The sequence below is a fragment of the Microbacterium sp. A93 genome (assembly GCF_051842835.1).
In genome coordinates, this window is record NZ_JBPXMT010000010.1 from 61,427 (window position 1) to 76,907 (window position 15,481).

The window sequence follows — 15,481 nt, forward strand, 5'->3', positions numbered from 1 at the left end:
TCAGGCGTCAGCGACCTTGCGGCCCTTGTATTCCAGGAACATCGGCGTACCGGCGGAATCGGTCACGACCTGGGCCTGATGCGGCAGGCGGTAGGTGACGCGGCCGTTTTCCACGGACTTCACCAGCGGGGGCACGGTGGCCTTCCACTGGGAGCGGCGGTTACGGGTGTTGGAACGGGACATCTTCCGCTTCGGGACTGCCACGGCTATCTCTCTTCTGTCTCGTCGGATGAGGTCTTGGGTTCCGGTCCGGCATCGCCGGACGCGGGGGTCTTCGTCAGTTCGGCCAGGGCCGCCCAGCGAGGATCCAGCTGTTCGTGGACGTGGTCTTCGCCAGCGTCCTCCAGTCGGATACCGCAATCGGGGCACAGACCCTGACACTCCGGCCGGCAGACCGGCTGGAACGGCAGGGCGGTGACCACGGCGTCCCGGAGCACTGGCTCCAGATCCACGGTCTCGTGCACCACCAGGCGCTCTTCGTCGCTCCCACCCTCGGGGGCGGCCGCGAGGAACAGCTCCTGCAGGTCCACGGTGATCCCGTCCTGAATCGGGTCCAGGCACCGACTGCACTCCCCCACCAGCTCGGCGTGAGCCTCACCGGTGACCAGAATGCCCTCGTGGACCGCTTCCAGACGCAACTCGACGTCCACGGCTGAACCAGCCGGGATGCCGATGAGCGGAGTGGACAGTGCCTCAGGGGCTGGCCACTGCTCCTCCAGAGTCCGCATGGACCCCGGGTTGCGCACCAGATCCCGGACGGAGTGCACCCAAGCCTCCGTTGCACCGGCTGCGTTCGGGGACGATGACGCGGACATCAGCATTCCTTCCGATCGGCAGTGGTGACGGTTCGGATCCCCTCACCCGGCTTGCACCGGGCTCCGGCATCCAGGCAGGACAGAACCCGCGGGACCGACTCACCAGTCTAATGGCTGATGCCCTGCGGGCCAAATGACCTGCCGGAGGTCTCCCTCAGAGTTCTGACTCAGAGTTCTGCGACGAATTCCTTCAGCCAGGGACGAAGACCCGGGCCGAGGTCCTCGCGGGCGCTGGCCAGCTCGATGACAGCCTTGAGGTAACTCAGCTTGTCACCGGTGTCATAGCGTTTGCCGCTGAAGACGACCGCGTGTACGCCGAACCCCTCGCCCTCGCCCTGGGCCAGGACCTGCAGGGCATCAGTCAGCTGGATCTCGTTGCCGCTGCCGGGCCCGGTGCGCTCGAGAACGTCGAACACCACGGGATCCAGGACGTATCGGCCGATGACGGCCAGGTTGGACGGGGCCTGGTCCACGGGCGGCTTCTCCACCAGTCCGGTGATGCGCACGACGTCCTCGGGGCCTCCTGGCACCGCGGCGACCTGCGCCACACCGTAGGCGGAGATGTTCTCCCGCGGGACCTCCATCAGCGCGATCACGGACCCGCCCTTCTCCTGCTGCACGTCGATCATGCGTTCGAGCAGGTCGTCCCGTGCGTCGATCAGGTCGTCGCCGAGCAACACGGCGAAGGGCTCGCGGCCCACGTGCTGCTTGGCGCACAGGACGGCATGGCCGAGGCCTTTGGGATCGATCTGGCGGAAGTAGTGGATGTTGCCGAGGTTGGTGGCCTCCTGGATCTTGTCCAGCTTGCCGAAGTCCCCCTTCAGCTCCAGGCTCCGCTCCAGGGCGGGAACACGGTCGAAGTGGTCCTCCAGCGCCCGCTTGCTGCGGCCGGTGATCATCAGCATGTCATCCAGCCCCGCCGCCTTCGCCTCGGCGACGACGTACTGGATGGCCGGCATGTCCACCACCGGGAGCATCTCCTTGGGCATGGCCTTGGTAGCCGGCAGGAACCGGGTTCCCAGCCCTGCGGCGGGGATGACGGCCTTCTTGGTACGGGGGTTCTGCGGGCGTTCAGTCATGGGTGCAGGATAACCTCTCACGGTAACGGCTGGTGGTCGGGGTCGGTCAGCTCTCGTGCAGCCGGCGCATGACAGCGCGGGGGACGAACTCGGAGATGTCCCCGCCGAGTTGGCCCACTTCCTTGATGAGCGTGGAGGACAGGTGTGCGTACCGGCCGTCCGTGGGCAGGAACACGGTCTCCACCCCGGTCAGGTGGCGGTTCATCGCGGCCATGGGCATCTCGTACTCCAAGTCCGCGGTGTTGCGCAGGCCTTTGATGATGGCATTGGCCCCCGCCTTGCGGCAGAACTCCGCCAGCAGGCCGTCACCCATGGGCACCACCGAGATCCCCTGCAGGGAGGAGACCGTCTCCCGGATCATCTCGATCCTGGTGTCCACATCGAAGCGGTACTTCTTCGCATAGTTGGTGGAGACCGCCACGATGACGTCATCGAAGAGATTGGTGGCCCGCGCTATCACCTCCACGTGACCGTTGTGCAAGGGGTCGAAGGATCCTGGGCAGACGGCTCGGCGCATGCTCTCGAACATACTATGGAGCCCATGCCCGCCGCATCACAGCCACCCCGACCCCACGTCACGCCACGACATCCACCGTCCGTCTTCGAGACCATGACCCGCCTGGCCGCCCGTCACGACGCCGTGAACCTGGGCCAGGGCTTTCCGGACACCGAGGGCCCCGACTGGGTCCGGGCGCTGGCCGCAGAGGCCATCCTGACCGGCCGCGCGAACCAGTACGCACCCGGGCGCGGTGATCCCCGTCTACGCCGGGCCGTGGCCGCCCACCAGCACCGCCACTACGGCCTCGAGGTGGATCCCGATCGGGAGGCGGTGGTGACCACCGGGGCCACCGAGGGTATCGCGGCGGCCCTGCTGGCCTTGGTGCAGCCGGGGGACGAGGTCGTGGCCTTCGAGCCCTTCTATGACTCCTACGCGGCGATCACGGCCCAGACCGGGGCCCGTTTCGTGACCGTCCCGTTGACGGTGCCGGACTTCCTGCCCGACCCGGAGGCACTGGAGGCCGCCATCACCCCGCGCACCCGGCTCCTGCTGCTGAACACGCCCCACAACCCCACCGGCTCCGTGGTGCCGGCCGATGTCCTCACCCGGCTCGTGGAGGTGTGTGCCCGGCACGGCATGCTGATCCTGAGTGACGAGGTCTACGAGCACCTGGTGTTCGACGGCGTGCACCGACCCGTGGCCTCCGTACCCGGCGGCTGGGACCGCACCCTGACCGTGTCCTCGGCCGGCAAGAGCTTCTCCCTGACGGGGTGGAAGGTCGGCTGGGCCACCGGGCCGGCGGACCTGGTGGACGCCGTGTACTCGGTGAAGCAGTTCCTCACGTATTCCTCCGGCCCCGCGTACCAACCGGCCATCGCCCGCGCCCTCGCGGAGGGCGAGGGCTTCCTCACCGAGCAGCGTCGCCGGTACAGCACGGCCCGCGACGGGCTGGTGGCCGGGCTGCGGGCAGCCGGGCTGGATCCGGTGGTGCCCGCCGCCGGCTACTTCACGGTCACGGATCTGGCTCCGCTCGGGGTGACGGACGCCCTGGGTGCGACCGCCCGGCTCGCGGAACGGGCCGGCGTCGTGGGGATACCGGTCAGCGCCCTGTGCAGCCCGGCGGCGGAACCGGGCGGGCCGCCACCACTGGCGTCCTGGATGCGCTGGGCGTTCTGCAAGTCCCCGGCGGTCCTGGCCGAGGCGGTGTCACGGTTCCAGCGCCTGCCCGGCGTCTTCGGCGTCCCCGACCGCTGACGGCGAGGCGGGCGCCAGGCAGAAGTACAGCGTGGTCTCCCCGTAGCGGCGTACCTCGAGGGGTTCGAGACCGGCAGGCCAGTCCGGTTCCGCCGACCGGGAGGACCGCTCCAACACCAGCAGGCCTTCCGGCACCAGGACGGCCGCGATCCGCCCCAGGGTCCCCGCCAACGCGGCTCCCGTGAGCGGATAGGGCGGGTCCGCCAGGACCAGGTCCCACGGTCCCGCACCCGCCGGCGAGTCCAGCACCCGGTCCACGTCGGCCGCGCTGACCTCGACCACCGGCCGTCCCACCCGCTGGTTGAGCGCCTCCGCGTTCTTGCGGCAGACGGCGGCGGCGCGCCGGTCCCGCTCCACGAGCAGGACGCGCCGGGCACCCCGGCTGGCGGCCTCCCCGCCGAGGGTGCCGGCCCCGGCGAAGAGATCCACGACGGCGGCGTCCTCCAACCAGCCCCGGCTCGCCAACCAGGAGAACAGGGCCTCGCGGGTCCGGTCCGTGGTGGGGCGGGTGGCGTCCCCGGGCACGGACTGCAGCGTCAGTCCCCCGGCCTGGCCGGAGATGATCCTGGGCATGGTCGGAGCCTCAGCCCTTCTCGATGTAGTCGCCGGTGTCCTCGTGTCCCGCCTCCCAGGCCGTCACGGCCTCGGTCAACGGCGGGTGGTCCAGCGTACCGTCCGCGGTGACGTGCCGGGTGATCCAGTCCGCCGCCAGCTCGATCAGTTCGGCGTGCTGGAGCACCCTCAGGACCTTGAGCCGGCTGCCGCCGTGCTGGCTGGCGCCGAGGACGTCCCCCTCCCCGCGCTGCTGGACGTCGGCCCGGGCGATCTCGAGCCCGTCCTGGGTGGCCGCGAGCACGTGGAGGCGGTCCAGCGCGGGGTGCCCATCCGGCAGGCGCGTGGCCAGCAGGCAGATCGCGGGCGCGGTGCCGCGGCCGACCCGGCCGCGGAGCTGGTGCAGGGTGGACAGGCCGAAGGCATCGGCGTCCAGGACGGCCATGACCGTGGCGTTGGGCACGTCCACGCCGACCTCCACCACGGTGGTGGCCACCAGCACATCCACCTCCCCGGCCACGAACCTGCCCATCGTCTCCGCCTGCGTCGGCTGGTCCTGGCGGCCGTGGAGGCCCGCCATCCGGAGCCCCCGCAGCGCCGGGATCGAGGCCAGGCGCGGCAGCATGTCCTGGACGGCCGCGTCGTGCCGCCGGTCCCGGGCCTCAGCGGGACCGGACGGGCCCGCCCCGGGCGCCTCGCCGTCGTCGGGCCCCTCCGACTGCTGGCCGTCCTGCGCCGGCTCGATCTTCGGGCACACCACGAACGCCTGGTGGCCGGCGGCCACCTGTTCGGCGATGACCTCCCAGACGCGGGCGATGATGCGCGGGCCGTGGGCCATGCGGGCCACGTGGGTGGCCACGGGCCGGCGCCCGGAGGGCAGTCCGGACAGCACCGTGAGGTCGAGGTCACCGAAGACGGTCATGGCCACGGACCGCGGGATCGGGGTGGCGCTCATGACCAGCAGATGCGTGCCCGGATTGGCCCGGCGCAGCGACTCACGCTGGTCCACGCCGAAGCGGTGCTGCTCGTCCACCACCGCCAGGGCCAGGTCCGCGAACTGCACGGTGCCGCCGAACAGCGCATGGGTGCCGACCACCAGACCGGCCTGCCCGGAGGCGATCTTCAGCAGCGCCGCCCGGCGCTGGGCCGCCGTCAGCGATCCGGTCAGCAGCACCACCTCGGTGGCCGGCCCGTCCGGGGCGTCCAGCCGCCCGGCCTGCGCCAAGGGTCCCAGGGTGGCCGTCAGGGAACGGTAATGCTGTGCGGCCAGCACCTCGGTGGGGGCCACGAGGGCCGCCTGGCCACCGGCGTCCACCACCTGGAGCATGGCCCGCAAGGCCACGAGGGTCTTGCCGGAGCCCACCTCCCCCTGCAGGAGTCGGCTCATGGGCCGGTCACGCGCCAGGTCGTGGGCGATCGCCGCCCCGGCGGAGACCTGTCCCTCGGTCAGGGTGAAGGGCAGCCGCGCGTCCAGGGCGGCCAGCAACCGGTGGCCGACGGCGGGGCGCGCCACCGCGTCCGGCAGGGCGGCCGCATGCCGCCGCAGGGCCAGGGCGCCCTGCAGCACCAGCGCCTCCTGCAGGGCGAACCGGCGCCGGGCTCGGAGCGCATCGGCCACCTCCGCCGGCCGGTGGATGTCCGCGTAGGCGGAGGACAGGGACGGCAGGGGCACCCCGTCCGTGCTGGCCGCCTCGAGCAGCTCGGCCGGGACGGGATCCACGAGGGCGGCGGAACCCGGCGGAGACAAGGCATCCAGGACGGTCCCGATGCTGGCGCGCAGGACCCAGCTGGGGACCTTGGCCGTGGCGGGATAGATCGGGACGGGGGACAGATCCTCCTCCCCCGGCACCTCGGCGTCGTCCAGGACGGAGAAGTCGGGGTTGTTCAGGGTCAGGTCCCCCCGGTACAGGGCCGTCTTCCCGTGGAACATGGCCCGCTGGCCCGGCTGCAGGCGGCGCAGCGCGTCATAGCTGTTGAAGAACGCCATCGCCAGCCCGGACGGGCGGTGGGCACTGCCGGCGCCCCCGTGATCCTGCAGATCCCGCAGATCCTGCGGAGCCTCATCACTGACGATGACATCCACGATGAAGCCGCGCCGCGAGTGCATCTGCCGGCGTTCGACCGAGACCACGCGGGCCACCACGGTGACCTGCTCGCCCACGGGCAGGGCGGCGATCGGGGTCAGCTCCCCGCGCTCGATCCAGCGGCGGGGAAAGTGGTGCAACAGGTCCCCCACCGTCGCCAGCCCCAACTCCTGGTTCAGGCGCTGCCCCGTGCGGCCGCCCAGGAGCCGTTCGAGCGGCTGCAGGAGCGGGTCCGGACTCATGCTGAGGCCTCCGGCCCCGGCACCTCTCCGTCCTGGGTGGAGGCATCCGGGTTCCCGGTGTCCAGGGCGGCGCCGACTGGGTCGGCGCTGACTGGGTCGGCACCGTGCCGCAGGGACGTGATCACCAGGTTCTCGGGCGTGCCGGCCTGACGGACGAGCGCCTCGGCTGCCTCGTGGTCATCCACGTGCACATGCAGGCGCCACCGTACCGGCGTGTCGGCCTCATCCTCCCGGTGGTCCGCGGCCGCCGCGTCCTGGTGATCCGTGCCGGGGCGGTCACCCGCCGAGCCCAGGGGACTCATGATCACGGAGTTGCCCATCTCGTTCAGCTCGAACCGCAGCGTGGCGGCGGTGAGCGGGTCCAGGTCGATGCTGCACATCAGTTCGTAGCCCACCGTCGACTCGCGGTCGGCATGGATGTGCGGGGCGGAGGCGGAGAAACCGTGCAGCCCGTCGAGCAGGCCCGGATCGATCCGGGTCCCCATGACGGTGGCCCGGAGGGAGTCGAGGATCAGCATCAGGCCCACCCCACCTGCATCCACCACGTTGGCCTCGGTCAGGGCCGGTAACTGGTCCTCCGTCCGGACGACGGCGTGCCATGAGGCCTCCACCACCGCGTCCAGGGCCGCCCCGAGTTCACGGCGGCTCATCGCCTGGTCCTCCGGTTGGCCCTGCAGCCCCGCAGCGTACTCGCCCGCGGCGCGGGCCGCGGAGCCCAGGACCGTGAGCATGGTGCCGTCCTGAGGATCGGACAGCGCGGCCCAGCAGCTGGTCCGGGCACGTTCCAGGGCGATCGCCAGGGTGGGCGCCGCCAGCCGTTCATGCCCGTTGAGGGGTTCGGACATGCCGATGAGCATCACCGCCAGCAGGGTGCCGGAGTTCCCCCGGGCCTGGTCCAACGCGGCGCGTCCGGCCGTGGCCAGCAGCACACCGACGTCCTCGGTGGTCGACGCGTCGACCGCGGCACGCGCGGCGCGCACGGTCCCGTACAGGTTGCTGCCGGTGTCACCGTCCGGGACCGGGAAGATGTTCATGGCATCCATCCGGTCCGAGGCGTTGCCGACCACGGTCTCCGCCAGTTCCAGCCACTGATGCACCCGCGAGGGGGTGCGGGGGGGTGTCTCGTCCCTGGTCATGCCGGGTACCTCACCGGAATCGCATGCCCGTCAGCGCCTTCTGGTTCGACGACTGTCCCTTGCTGGAGGGTCGGCCGCCGTTGGAGCGGCGGGCCGAGGTGGGCTCCACGGTGTCCGCCTCGTAGGCGTACTGATAGGCGTAGTACGTGCCGCGCTTCTGCGGCACACGGGTCAGCACCAGACCCAGCAGCCGGGCATCCACGGAGGCCAGGCTGTCCAGGCCGCCCTGCAGCTGTTCGCGGTGCACGTAGCCGTCCACGCGGTTGACGAGCAGCACGCCGGAGGTCATGGCGGCCAGCACGGACGGGTCCGTCACGGGCTGCAGCGGCGGGGCGTCCAGCAGGACCACGTCATAGCGGCCCTCCAACTGGCGCAGCAGCCGGCGCATGGCCTCGGAGCCCAGCAGCTCGGAGGGATTCGGTGGGATCTCGCCGGAGGTGATGACGTCCAGTTCGCCGTCGGCACCCCAGGACTGCAGTGCGTCCTCGAGGTCGATCTGGCCGGACAGGATGGTGGACAGTCCCACGGCGCCCTCCAGCCCCAGGGTCTTGGCGACCCCTGGACGGCGCAGGTCCGCATCGATGATGATCACGCGGCTGCCGGACTCGGCCAGCATGATGGCGAGGTTGCAGGAGGTGGTGGTCTTGCCCTCACCCGGGATCGAGGAGGTGACCACCACGGACTGGGTTCCGCCGTCCACATTCGTGAACTTCAGGTGGGTCCGCAGCTGACGGTAGTTCTCGGCACGCGGGTCGAACTGATCGTCCAGCGCGATGATGGGTTCGTCCTCGGCCGCCTTGTGGTCCGCGAAGGCCCCCAGCACCGCGGCGTCCGTGATGCGTTCCACGTCCTCGCGGCTGCGGATCCGTGAGTCCAACAGGGTCCTCAGCAGGGCGAAGGCCACCCCCAGTGCCGCGCCGACCACGAGGCCCAGGACCAGGTTCAGGGCGACACGCGGGCTCGAGGGTGACAGGGGCACGGAGGCCTCTTCCACCACCGAGAGGTCCACCAGGGGATTGCTGCTGCCCTCGGGGCTCTCCACCTCGTACACGGTGGCGATCAGCGATTCAGCCACGGCATTGGCGATCTCCGCTGAGCGGGCCGGGTCCTGGTCCGTGGTGGAGAGGTTGATCAACACGGTCTGCGGCGGGGCAGTGGCCTCCACGGTCGCCGCCAATCCCTGCACGCTGGTGTCCAGGCCCAGGTCGTCGATGACCGGCTGCAGGACCCGCGGGCTCGTGGCCAGGGTGACGTAGGAGGTGACGCGCTTCTCGGAGAAGCTGGACCCCTGCAGGATGTCGCTCGCGGTGTCTCCGGAGTTCACCGCCACGAAGATCTGTGTCCGGGCCGTGTAGCTCGGTTTCGTCAAGGCGGTGGCACCTGCTGCCACGGCGACGCCCAGGAGCGTCACCAGCAGAATCGACAGCCAATTGTTCCGCAGGATCCGGATGTAGTCGCGAAGGTCCAAGTCGCGTCCTTTCGTGTGAGTTCCGGTCACTGACCGGAAAGGTACGAGGCCATGTCGTCGTGGCTGAGCGCGGAACCGATGTCCGCAATGGCCTGCTCGTCCGGCCAGACGACAGACTGACCTCTCGCGCGGCCCACCCCGTTGGTGGGCACCGTGAACATCTCCAGATCATCCGATCGAACGTCGGTCATGGTCCGTCCGATGGAGACCAACTCCCCCGAGTTCAACGTTTCATCCAGCGTCAGATATGGAGACAACCCGCCAACCATATCGGATATTCTGGCCGGATTTGTCAGGATTCTCGGCGTCAGGACCTTCTGGGCCACGGCCTTCAGGAACAGTTGCTGATGGCGCACCCGAGAATAGTCCCCATCGGAGAACGCATACCGCTCGCGGACGAAGGAGAGCGCGGTGTCCCCGTCCATGTGTTGGGTGCCGGCCTGGAAGGACTTTCCGCCGTTGCCCGACCGGAAGGACTCGGGCACCGTGATGTCCACGCCGCCCAGGGTATCCACCAGGCCCTCGAACCCGGCCATGTCCACGGCCGCCACGTGGTCGATCCGGGTGCCGAACATCGTCTCCAAGGTCTGGACGGTCTGGGGCACACCGCCGAAGGAGTAGGCGGCGTTGAGCTTGTGGGTGCCCTCCCCGGGGATCTCGACCCAGAGATCGCGCATGAGGGACATCACATAGACGTTTTGGCGGTCCCCCGGGATATGGACCCACATCATGGTGTCGGAGCGTCCGGCCTGGGGCACGTCCGCCAGGTTCTCGGTCTCTCCCGACCCGCCACCGGAATCGGAGCCCAGCAGCAGGATGTTCAACGGCTCTTCCCTGCCGTCCTCCGCCGGAGCCTTGCTCGGGCGGGTGTCCGCCTCCGGGAAGGTCGTCTCGAAGCGCTCGGTGTCATTGTCGAACGTGGAGGCGAGGTTCATCAGGTACCCGGCGGCCACCACGCCGGCCCCGATCACCAGCACCAGGAGCACACCGAGCGTCCACCAGACCGCCTTGTTCTTCCGCTTCCGAGGCCTCGACCGGTGGGATGCGGTGCCGACCTGGGCGTCCTGCGGGGACTCCAGGTCGTCGGTGGGGCGTTCAGACACGTGGGTCCTCCGTGGTGTGGGCGATGGCGGTTGCACCGGTCAGTGGCTGCGGGGTGGATGACCGCCGCATCACGGTGGTCACCGGCACGCCGGCCACCGGGGACGCCGCCCGAGCGGGCCGACACCGTGAAGTGCTCGCTCCATGGTACGGCACCCCCGCACCCGGACATCGTAGGCTGTCTTCATGTTTTCCCCTGACCTGGTGACCTCGATCAGCCCTGCCCCGCACCGCCGCGTCAGGGCCTTGGGAGCGCTGGTCCTCACCGGCGCGGCCCTGGCTGTCAGCGGGTGCGGCGGACCGGTGGCGAACGTGGAACCGGCTCCCGAGGCCACCGATCCCGTCTGCGCCGAGGCCATGGTCACCCTCCCGGACGTCGTCGCCGGGTTGGAACGCCGCGAGACGGACAGTCAGGCCACGGCCGTCTGGGGTGAGCCCTCCGCCGTCATCCTCCGCTGCGGGGTCCCTGTTCCGGGGCCCACCACGGAGCATTGCGTCACGGCCGACGGCATCGACTGGGTGACCCGAGATGACGGCGAGTTCTGGACCCTGACCACCTACGGCCGGTCCCCCGCCGTCGAGGTCCTCTTCGATGACACCCGGGCCGGGTCGAGTTCGGTCATGGTGGACCTGGCCACGGCGGTGGGCCGCATCCCCGCCACCGGCGGGTGCACCAGCACGGCACCCACCCAGGCACCTGCCCCAGCCCCCAGCCAGGCGCCGAGCCAGGCGCCGATCCCGCAGACGGACGCGCCGTCGTCGTAGTCCTAGTTCTAGTCCCGTACAGTCCGGACCCGCCGGCAGGCGTCTAGTGCAGCCCGGTGCCGCGCTCGAGCGCGAGGGCCAGCAGTTCGTCGATCAGCTCTGGGTAGGACAGTCCCGTGCGCTCCCACATGGCCGGGTACATGCTGATCGGCGTGAACCCCGGCATGGTGTTGATCTCGTTGATGATGAACGAGCCGTCCGGCGTGTAGAAGAAGTCGACCCGGGAGAGCCCCTCCCCGTCGACCGCGTCGAAGGCCTGGACCGCCAGCTGCTGGACCCGGGCGACGGCCTCCCGGGGCAGGTCCGCCGGGCAGGACAGCTCCGCCGCGGAGTTGTCCTGGTATTTGGCCTGGAAGTCGTAGAAGTCGTGCTCGCCGCTCCCCTCGTGCACCACGATCTCCCCGGGCAGGGAGGCTCGCGGCGCCGAGAGGCCGTGCCCGTCCAGCACGGCGCATTCGATCTCGCGGCCCGCTATCCCGGCCTCCACGACGACCTTCGGATCGAAGCGCCGGGCCTCCTCGATAGCCCCGACGATCTCCTCCGGGGTGGACACCCTGGTGATGCCGAAGGATGAACCTGCCCGGGCCGGTTTGACGAACAGCGGCAGGCCGAGGGCGGCCACCCGCTCCACGGCGGCCTCGGGATCGGCCCGCCATTGGCGGTCGGTGATGGTCTCCCACGGCCCCACCTGGAGCCCGGCGGCCTGGAAGGCCACCTTCATGAAGTGCTTGTCCATGCCCACGGCCGAGGCCAGCACCCCGGCGCCCACATAGGGCACGGCGGCCATCTCCAGTTCACCCTGCAGCGTCCCGTCCTCACCGAAGGGGCCGTGCAGCAGCGGGAAGACCACGTCCACGGCCCCGTGGGAGGTGCCACTGGTGACGGACACGAGCTCGTGGGTGCCGGCGGAGGTCAGATGCAGCGTCAGCGGGTCCGTGGGCTCCGGGACCCGGGGCAGGTCCCCGCCGGGCAGGTTCCAGCTCTGCGGATCCGGCCCGAGGCCATGCCATTGACCGGTCTGGGTGATCCCCACCGGCACCGCCTCGTAGCGTTCCGCGTCCATGGCGTTCAGCACGCCGGTGGCGGTGATGCAGCTGATCGGGTGTTCACTCGAACGGCCTCCGAACAGCACGAGCACGCGCAGACGACCGCCGTCTCCGGATCCCGCGGGGTGGTTGCGGTCAGGTTCCGTACTCACGTTCGTCCTTCCGATTTGAGGTCACGGGACAGCAGCAGGCCGGCCAGGGTGTGCACATCGAGGGTCTCGGCGATGACCGCGTTCATGGCCTCGCTGATCGGCATCTCCACGCCGTGCCGCCGGGACAGGTCCACCACGGCGGACACGGATTTCATGCCCTCCGCGGTCTGCTTGAGCCGGTCGGTGGCCTCCGTCACGCTCAGTCCCTGGCCGAGGTACCGGCCGGCCGTCCGGTTCCGGGACAGCGGCGAGGCACAGGTGGCCACCAGGTCCCCCAGTCCGGCCAGCCCGGCCAGGGTCCCGGCCTGACCGCCGAGGCTCTCGACCAGTCGGGTGGTCTCGGCCAGCCCGCGGGTGATGACGGAGGCCTTGGAGTTGTCCCCGAAGCCGAGCCCGTCACAGATGCCCACGGCCAGCGCGATGACGTTCTTGACCACGCCACAGATCTCCACGCCGGTCACGTCCGTGTTCGTGTAGGGCCGGAAGTACGGCCCGGCGGTCCGGGTGGCGATCCATTCGGCGGTGACCAGATCCGTGGAGGCCACCACGGTGGCGGTGGGCTCCCCCCGCGCGATCTCCAGGGCCAGGTTCGGTCCGGACACCACGGCGAAGCGGTCCGCCGGCAGATCCAGTTCCTCGGCACACAGCTCACTCATCCGGGCGTCGGTGCCCCGTTCCAGTCCCTTGACGAGGGAGAGCACGACGGCGGCCGGGTCCAGGTGGGCGCGGATGGCCGGCAGGTGCCCCCGGACCTGCTGTGCGGGGATCGCCAGCACCACGAGCCCGGCCCCGGCCACGGCCGCGGCCAGATCGGTGGTCGAGCTCAAGCACTCCGGCAACTCGATCTGGGGCAGGTAGTCCTCGTTGCGGTGGTCCCTCGTGATGGACTCCGCGATCTCGGCCCGCCGGGCCCACACGACGATCTCGGGTGCGGGGACCCCCCGTTCCAGGGCGGAGTCAGCCAGGACCTTGGCGAAGGTGGTCCCCCAGCTGCCGGCCCCCACGACGACGAGTTTCTCGGGCCGTGACGGCGTGCCCGTTGACTCCGGTGCCCCCGCACTCACGGGGTTCCCCGTTCCGGCGACGACCCGCCCGGATCCTGCCGCCCGAGGATCGGCTCGCGCCGTGCGGTCCGTGGATTCCACCGCCCCTCGGGCGCCGGTTCGCCGCGCAGCACCTCCAACTCACCCGTGATGACGGACATGATGCGTTCACTGGCCGCGTCCAGGACGTCCCGCGTCAGGGCCGAGCCCCGCAGGTCCTCCAGGGGCACGGGCGCCCCGATCCTGATCCGACCGGTACGCCGGGGCCACGGCTTGGGCGCCTTCGCCGGTTTGGGCATGACCTCGTGGATGCCCCATTGGGCCACGGGGATGACCGGCACGCCGGTCCTCAGCGCCAGCCGAGCAGCACCCGTCTTGGCCTTCATCGGCCAGAGATCCGGATCCGTGGTCAGCGTGGCCTCCGGATAGATGATGATCGCCCCACCGGAGGCCAGCGCCTCGTCTGCGGCGAGCAGGGACTCGTTGCCGCCGCGGGCGCGGTCCACGGGGATATGGCGCATCCTGGTGAGCATCCCACCCAGCACGGGAAGCTGGAAGAGTTCGGCCTTCGCCAGGAAGTGCGGCAGGTACCCCAGGCTGTAGACCATGTGCCCCACCGCCAGGGGGTCCAGGTTGGAGAGGTGGTTGGCGCACAGGATGAATCCACCCTCCGGGAGGTGCTCCCGGCCCTGCCACTCCTTGGACATGATGGCGTTGAGCGTGGGACGTACCGCTGCGGCCGCGGCGAAGTACCCGGCGCGCAGTCCGGCGGATTCGGTCACAGCGCTCCCCTACCGGCTGACGACGGACAGCTCGACGTCCGCTCCGAGGCCGGTCAGCTTGTCCATGAATTTCTCGTAGCCGCGGTTGATGATCTCGATCCCCGTGGCCCGCGAGGTCCCCCGGGCCGCCAGGGCGGCGATGAGGTGGGAGAACCCGCCGCGCAGGTCCGGGATGTCGAAGTCGGCACCGTGCAGCTCGGTCGGCCCGGAGATCACGGCGGAGTGCAGGAAGTTGCGCTGGCCGAAGCGGCACGGCACGGATCCCAGGCACTCGCGGTGCAGCTGGATCGAGGCGCCCATCCGCACGAGGGCGTCGGTGAACCCGAAGCGGTTCTCGTAGACGGTCTCATGCACGATCGAGACCCCCTCCGCCTGGGTCAGGGCCACCACGAGCGGCTGCTGCCAGTCGGTCATGAAGCCCGGGTGGACGTTGGTCTCCAGCACGAGGGGCTTCAGGCTCCCCCCACCGTGCCAGAAGCGGATGCCTTCGTCATCCACCTCGAACTCGCCACCGATCTTCCGGTAGATGTTCAAAAAGGCCGTCAGGTCGCGCTGCATGGCGCCCTCGACGTAGATGTCCCCCTGGGTCACGAGTGCGGCAGAGGCCCAGGACGCCGATTCGTTGCGGTCCGGGATGGCACGGTGGTTGAACCCGGAGAGCTTGCTGACGCCCTCGATCCGGATGGTCCGGTCGGTCTGGACCGTGATGATGGCGCCCATCTTCTGCAGGATGTGGATCAGATCGTGGATCTCCGGCTCCACGGCAGCACCTTTGAGCTCGGTGATGCCCTCGGCCTTCACGGCGGTCAGCAGCACCTGCTCGGTGGCACCCACGGAGGGGTAGGGCAGTTCGAGCTTGGCCCCGGTCAATCCCTTCGGCGCCGAGATGTGGATGCCACCGGGACGCTTCTCCACCACGGCACCGAAGTTGCGCAGCACGGTGAGATGGAAGTCGATCGGCCGGTCACCGATCTTGCATCCGCCCAGATCGGGGATGAAGGCCTCGCCGATCGAGTGCATCAGGGGGCCGCAGAACAGGATGGGGATGCGGGAGTCGCCGGCGTGGGCGTCGATCTCCGAGCTGGTGGCGGACTTGGTGTCCGAGGGGTCCAGGGAGAGGTCGCCGGTCACCGGGTCCTTGGAGACCTTGACCCCGTGCACGGAGAGCAGACCGGTGACGATGTCGACGTCCCGGATCTCCGGGACGTTCCGCAGCACCGACGGTTTGTCTCCCAGGAGCGAGGCCACCATGGCCTTCGGCACGAGGTTCTTGGCTCCGCGGACGGACACCCGTCCATCGAGCGGCTTACCGCCGTTGATCGTCAGCAGATTTCCCATATGCAGTGGCATTCCTCCGTGGCCCGCCGGGTCGGACCGTCGCTGGTGTGTGGATCCGCTGGGGAATACAACCCGGACGGCGCGGATCCGCACACCAGCATACGGTGCATCGGGGGGACAGTCGG

General features: G+C 70.0%; 15 protein-coding genes. 2 read left to right on the top strand and 13 right to left on the bottom strand.

Features of this window, described 5'->3' with window-relative positions:
• The 4 genes from rpmF to coaD all read right to left on the bottom strand — a co-directional run bounded on the left by rpmF (nt 1) and on the right by coaD (nt 2,411).
• Nucleotides 1-204: a 50S ribosomal protein L32 gene (gene rpmF / locus ACSU1G_RS23185; RefSeq protein WP_439282388.1), complete on the bottom strand. Its 204-nt coding sequence runs from the start codon at nt 202-204 to the stop codon at nt 1-3.
• A 2-nt stretch (nt 205-206) separates the two neighbouring features.
• Nucleotides 207-728: a YceD family protein gene (locus ACSU1G_RS23190; protein ID WP_439282661.1), complete on the bottom strand. Its 522-nt coding sequence runs from the start codon at nt 726-728 to the stop codon at nt 207-209.
• A 254-nt stretch (nt 729-982) separates the two neighbouring features.
• Nucleotides 983-1,894 (bottom strand): UTP--glucose-1-phosphate uridylyltransferase GalU, encoded by a 912-nt coding sequence (galU, locus tag ACSU1G_RS23195; RefSeq protein WP_439282389.1) that lies wholly within the window; start codon nt 1,892-1,894, stop codon nt 983-985.
• Nucleotides 1,895-1,940: 46 nt separating this feature from the next.
• Nucleotides 1,941-2,411 (bottom strand): pantetheine-phosphate adenylyltransferase, encoded by a 471-nt coding sequence (coaD, locus tag ACSU1G_RS23200; protein WP_439282390.1) that lies wholly within the window; start codon nt 2,409-2,411, stop codon nt 1,941-1,943.
• 24 nt (nt 2,412-2,435) lie between these two features.
• On the opposite strand from coaD, the gene ACSU1G_RS23205 reads away from it, so the two are divergent.
• Nucleotides 2,436-3,647 (top strand): aminotransferase class I/II-fold pyridoxal phosphate-dependent enzyme, encoded by a 1,212-nt coding sequence (locus ACSU1G_RS23205; protein WP_439282391.1) that lies wholly within the window; start codon nt 2,436-2,438, stop codon nt 3,645-3,647.
• Here the strand turns inward: ACSU1G_RS23205 and rsmD are convergent.
• The 5 genes from rsmD to ACSU1G_RS23230 are packed head-to-tail and all read right to left on the bottom strand — an operon-like array spanning nt 3,600 to nt 10,232.
• Nucleotides 3,600-4,220: a 16S rRNA (guanine(966)-N(2))-methyltransferase RsmD gene (rsmD, locus tag ACSU1G_RS23210; RefSeq protein WP_439282392.1), complete on the bottom strand. Its 621-nt coding sequence runs from the start codon at nt 4,218-4,220 to the stop codon at nt 3,600-3,602. The two genes, ACSU1G_RS23205 and rsmD, sit on opposite strands and share 48 nt — an antisense overlap.
• Before the next feature lie 10 nt (nt 4,221-4,230).
• Complete coding sequence (locus ACSU1G_RS23215) at nt 4,231-6,525, bottom strand: ATP-dependent DNA helicase RecG (protein WP_439282393.1); 2,295 nt, start codon at nt 6,523-6,525, stop codon at nt 4,231-4,233.
• Entirely contained in the window at nt 6,522-7,661 is a 1,140-nt protein-coding gene (locus ACSU1G_RS23220) for a DAK2 domain-containing protein (protein ID WP_439282394.1), read from the bottom strand. Before ACSU1G_RS23220 ends, ACSU1G_RS23215 begins: the two co-directional genes overlap by 4 nt.
• A gap of 10 nt (nt 7,662-7,671) precedes the next feature.
• A complete protein-coding gene (locus tag ACSU1G_RS23225; protein ID WP_439282395.1) occupies nt 7,672-9,129 on the bottom strand; it encodes a polysaccharide biosynthesis tyrosine autokinase in 1,458 nt (485 codons plus the stop codon).
• Between the two features lie 26 nt (nt 9,130-9,155).
• Nucleotides 9,156-10,232 (bottom strand): LCP family protein, encoded by a 1,077-nt coding sequence (locus ACSU1G_RS23230; RefSeq protein ID WP_439282396.1) that lies wholly within the window; start codon nt 10,230-10,232, stop codon nt 9,156-9,158.
• Nucleotides 10,233-10,416: 184 nt separating this feature from the next.
• On the opposite strand from ACSU1G_RS23230, the gene ACSU1G_RS23235 reads away from it, so the two are divergent.
• Nucleotides 10,417-10,995, top strand: coding sequence for a DUF3515 domain-containing protein (locus ACSU1G_RS23235; protein WP_439282397.1), 579 nt, complete (start codon nt 10,417-10,419; stop codon nt 10,993-10,995).
• 43 nt (nt 10,996-11,038) lie between these two features.
• Here the strand turns inward: ACSU1G_RS23235 and ACSU1G_RS23240 are convergent, their stop codons facing one another.
• From ACSU1G_RS23240 to murA, 4 genes are read right to left on the bottom strand one after another with little or no spacing between them, the layout of a single operon-like run.
• Complete coding sequence (locus tag ACSU1G_RS23240; RefSeq protein WP_439282398.1) at nt 11,039-12,193, bottom strand: D-alanine--D-alanine ligase family protein; 1,155 nt, start codon at nt 12,191-12,193, stop codon at nt 11,039-11,041.
• Nucleotides 12,190-13,257 (bottom strand): NAD(P)H-dependent glycerol-3-phosphate dehydrogenase, encoded by a 1,068-nt coding sequence (locus ACSU1G_RS23245; protein WP_439282399.1) that lies wholly within the window; start codon nt 13,255-13,257, stop codon nt 12,190-12,192. The genes ACSU1G_RS23240 and ACSU1G_RS23245 overlap by 4 nt, the downstream gene beginning before the upstream one ends.
• Nucleotides 13,254-14,018 (bottom strand): lysophospholipid acyltransferase family protein, encoded by a 765-nt coding sequence (locus ACSU1G_RS23250; protein WP_439282400.1) that lies wholly within the window; start codon nt 14,016-14,018, stop codon nt 13,254-13,256. Before ACSU1G_RS23250 ends, ACSU1G_RS23245 begins: the two co-directional genes overlap by 4 nt.
• A 9-nt stretch (nt 14,019-14,027) precedes the next feature.
• The gene (murA, locus tag ACSU1G_RS23255) at nt 14,028-15,356 is read right to left on the bottom strand and encodes a UDP-N-acetylglucosamine 1-carboxyvinyltransferase (RefSeq protein WP_439282401.1); all 1,329 of its coding nucleotides are present in this window, start codon (nt 15,354-15,356) and stop codon (nt 14,028-14,030) included.
• Nucleotides 15,357-15,481: the final 125 nt, after the last annotated feature.

Coding starts and splice junctions, on each gene's coding strand:
- ACSU1G_RS23190 (WP_439282661.1), bottom strand. CDS start 728: ATGCGGACTCTGGAGGAGCAGTGGCCAGCCCCTGAGGCACTGTCCACT.
- galU (WP_439282389.1), bottom strand. CDS start 1,894: ATGACTGAACGCCCGCAGAACCCCCGTACCAAGAAGGCCGTCATCCCC.
- coaD (WP_439282390.1), bottom strand. CDS start 2,411: ATGCGCCGAGCCGTCTGCCCAGGATCCTTCGACCCCTTGCACAACGGT.
- ACSU1G_RS23205 (WP_439282391.1), top strand. CDS start 2,436: ATGCCCGCCGCATCACAGCCACCCCGACCCCACGTCACGCCACGACAT.
- rsmD (WP_439282392.1), bottom strand. CDS start 4,220: ATGCCCAGGATCATCTCCGGCCAGGCCGGGGGACTGACGCTGCAGTCC.
- ACSU1G_RS23215 (WP_439282393.1), bottom strand. CDS start 6,525: ATGAGTCCGGACCCGCTCCTGCAGCCGCTCGAACGGCTCCTGGGCGGC.
- ACSU1G_RS23220 (WP_439282394.1), bottom strand. CDS start 7,661: ATGACCAGGGACGAGACACCCCCCCGCACCCCCTCGCGGGTGCATCAG.
- ACSU1G_RS23235 (WP_439282397.1), top strand. CDS start 10,417: ATGTTTTCCCCTGACCTGGTGACCTCGATCAGCCCTGCCCCGCACCGC.
- murA (WP_439282401.1), bottom strand. CDS start 15,356: ATGGGAAATCTGCTGACGATCAACGGCGGTAAGCCGCTCGATGGACGG.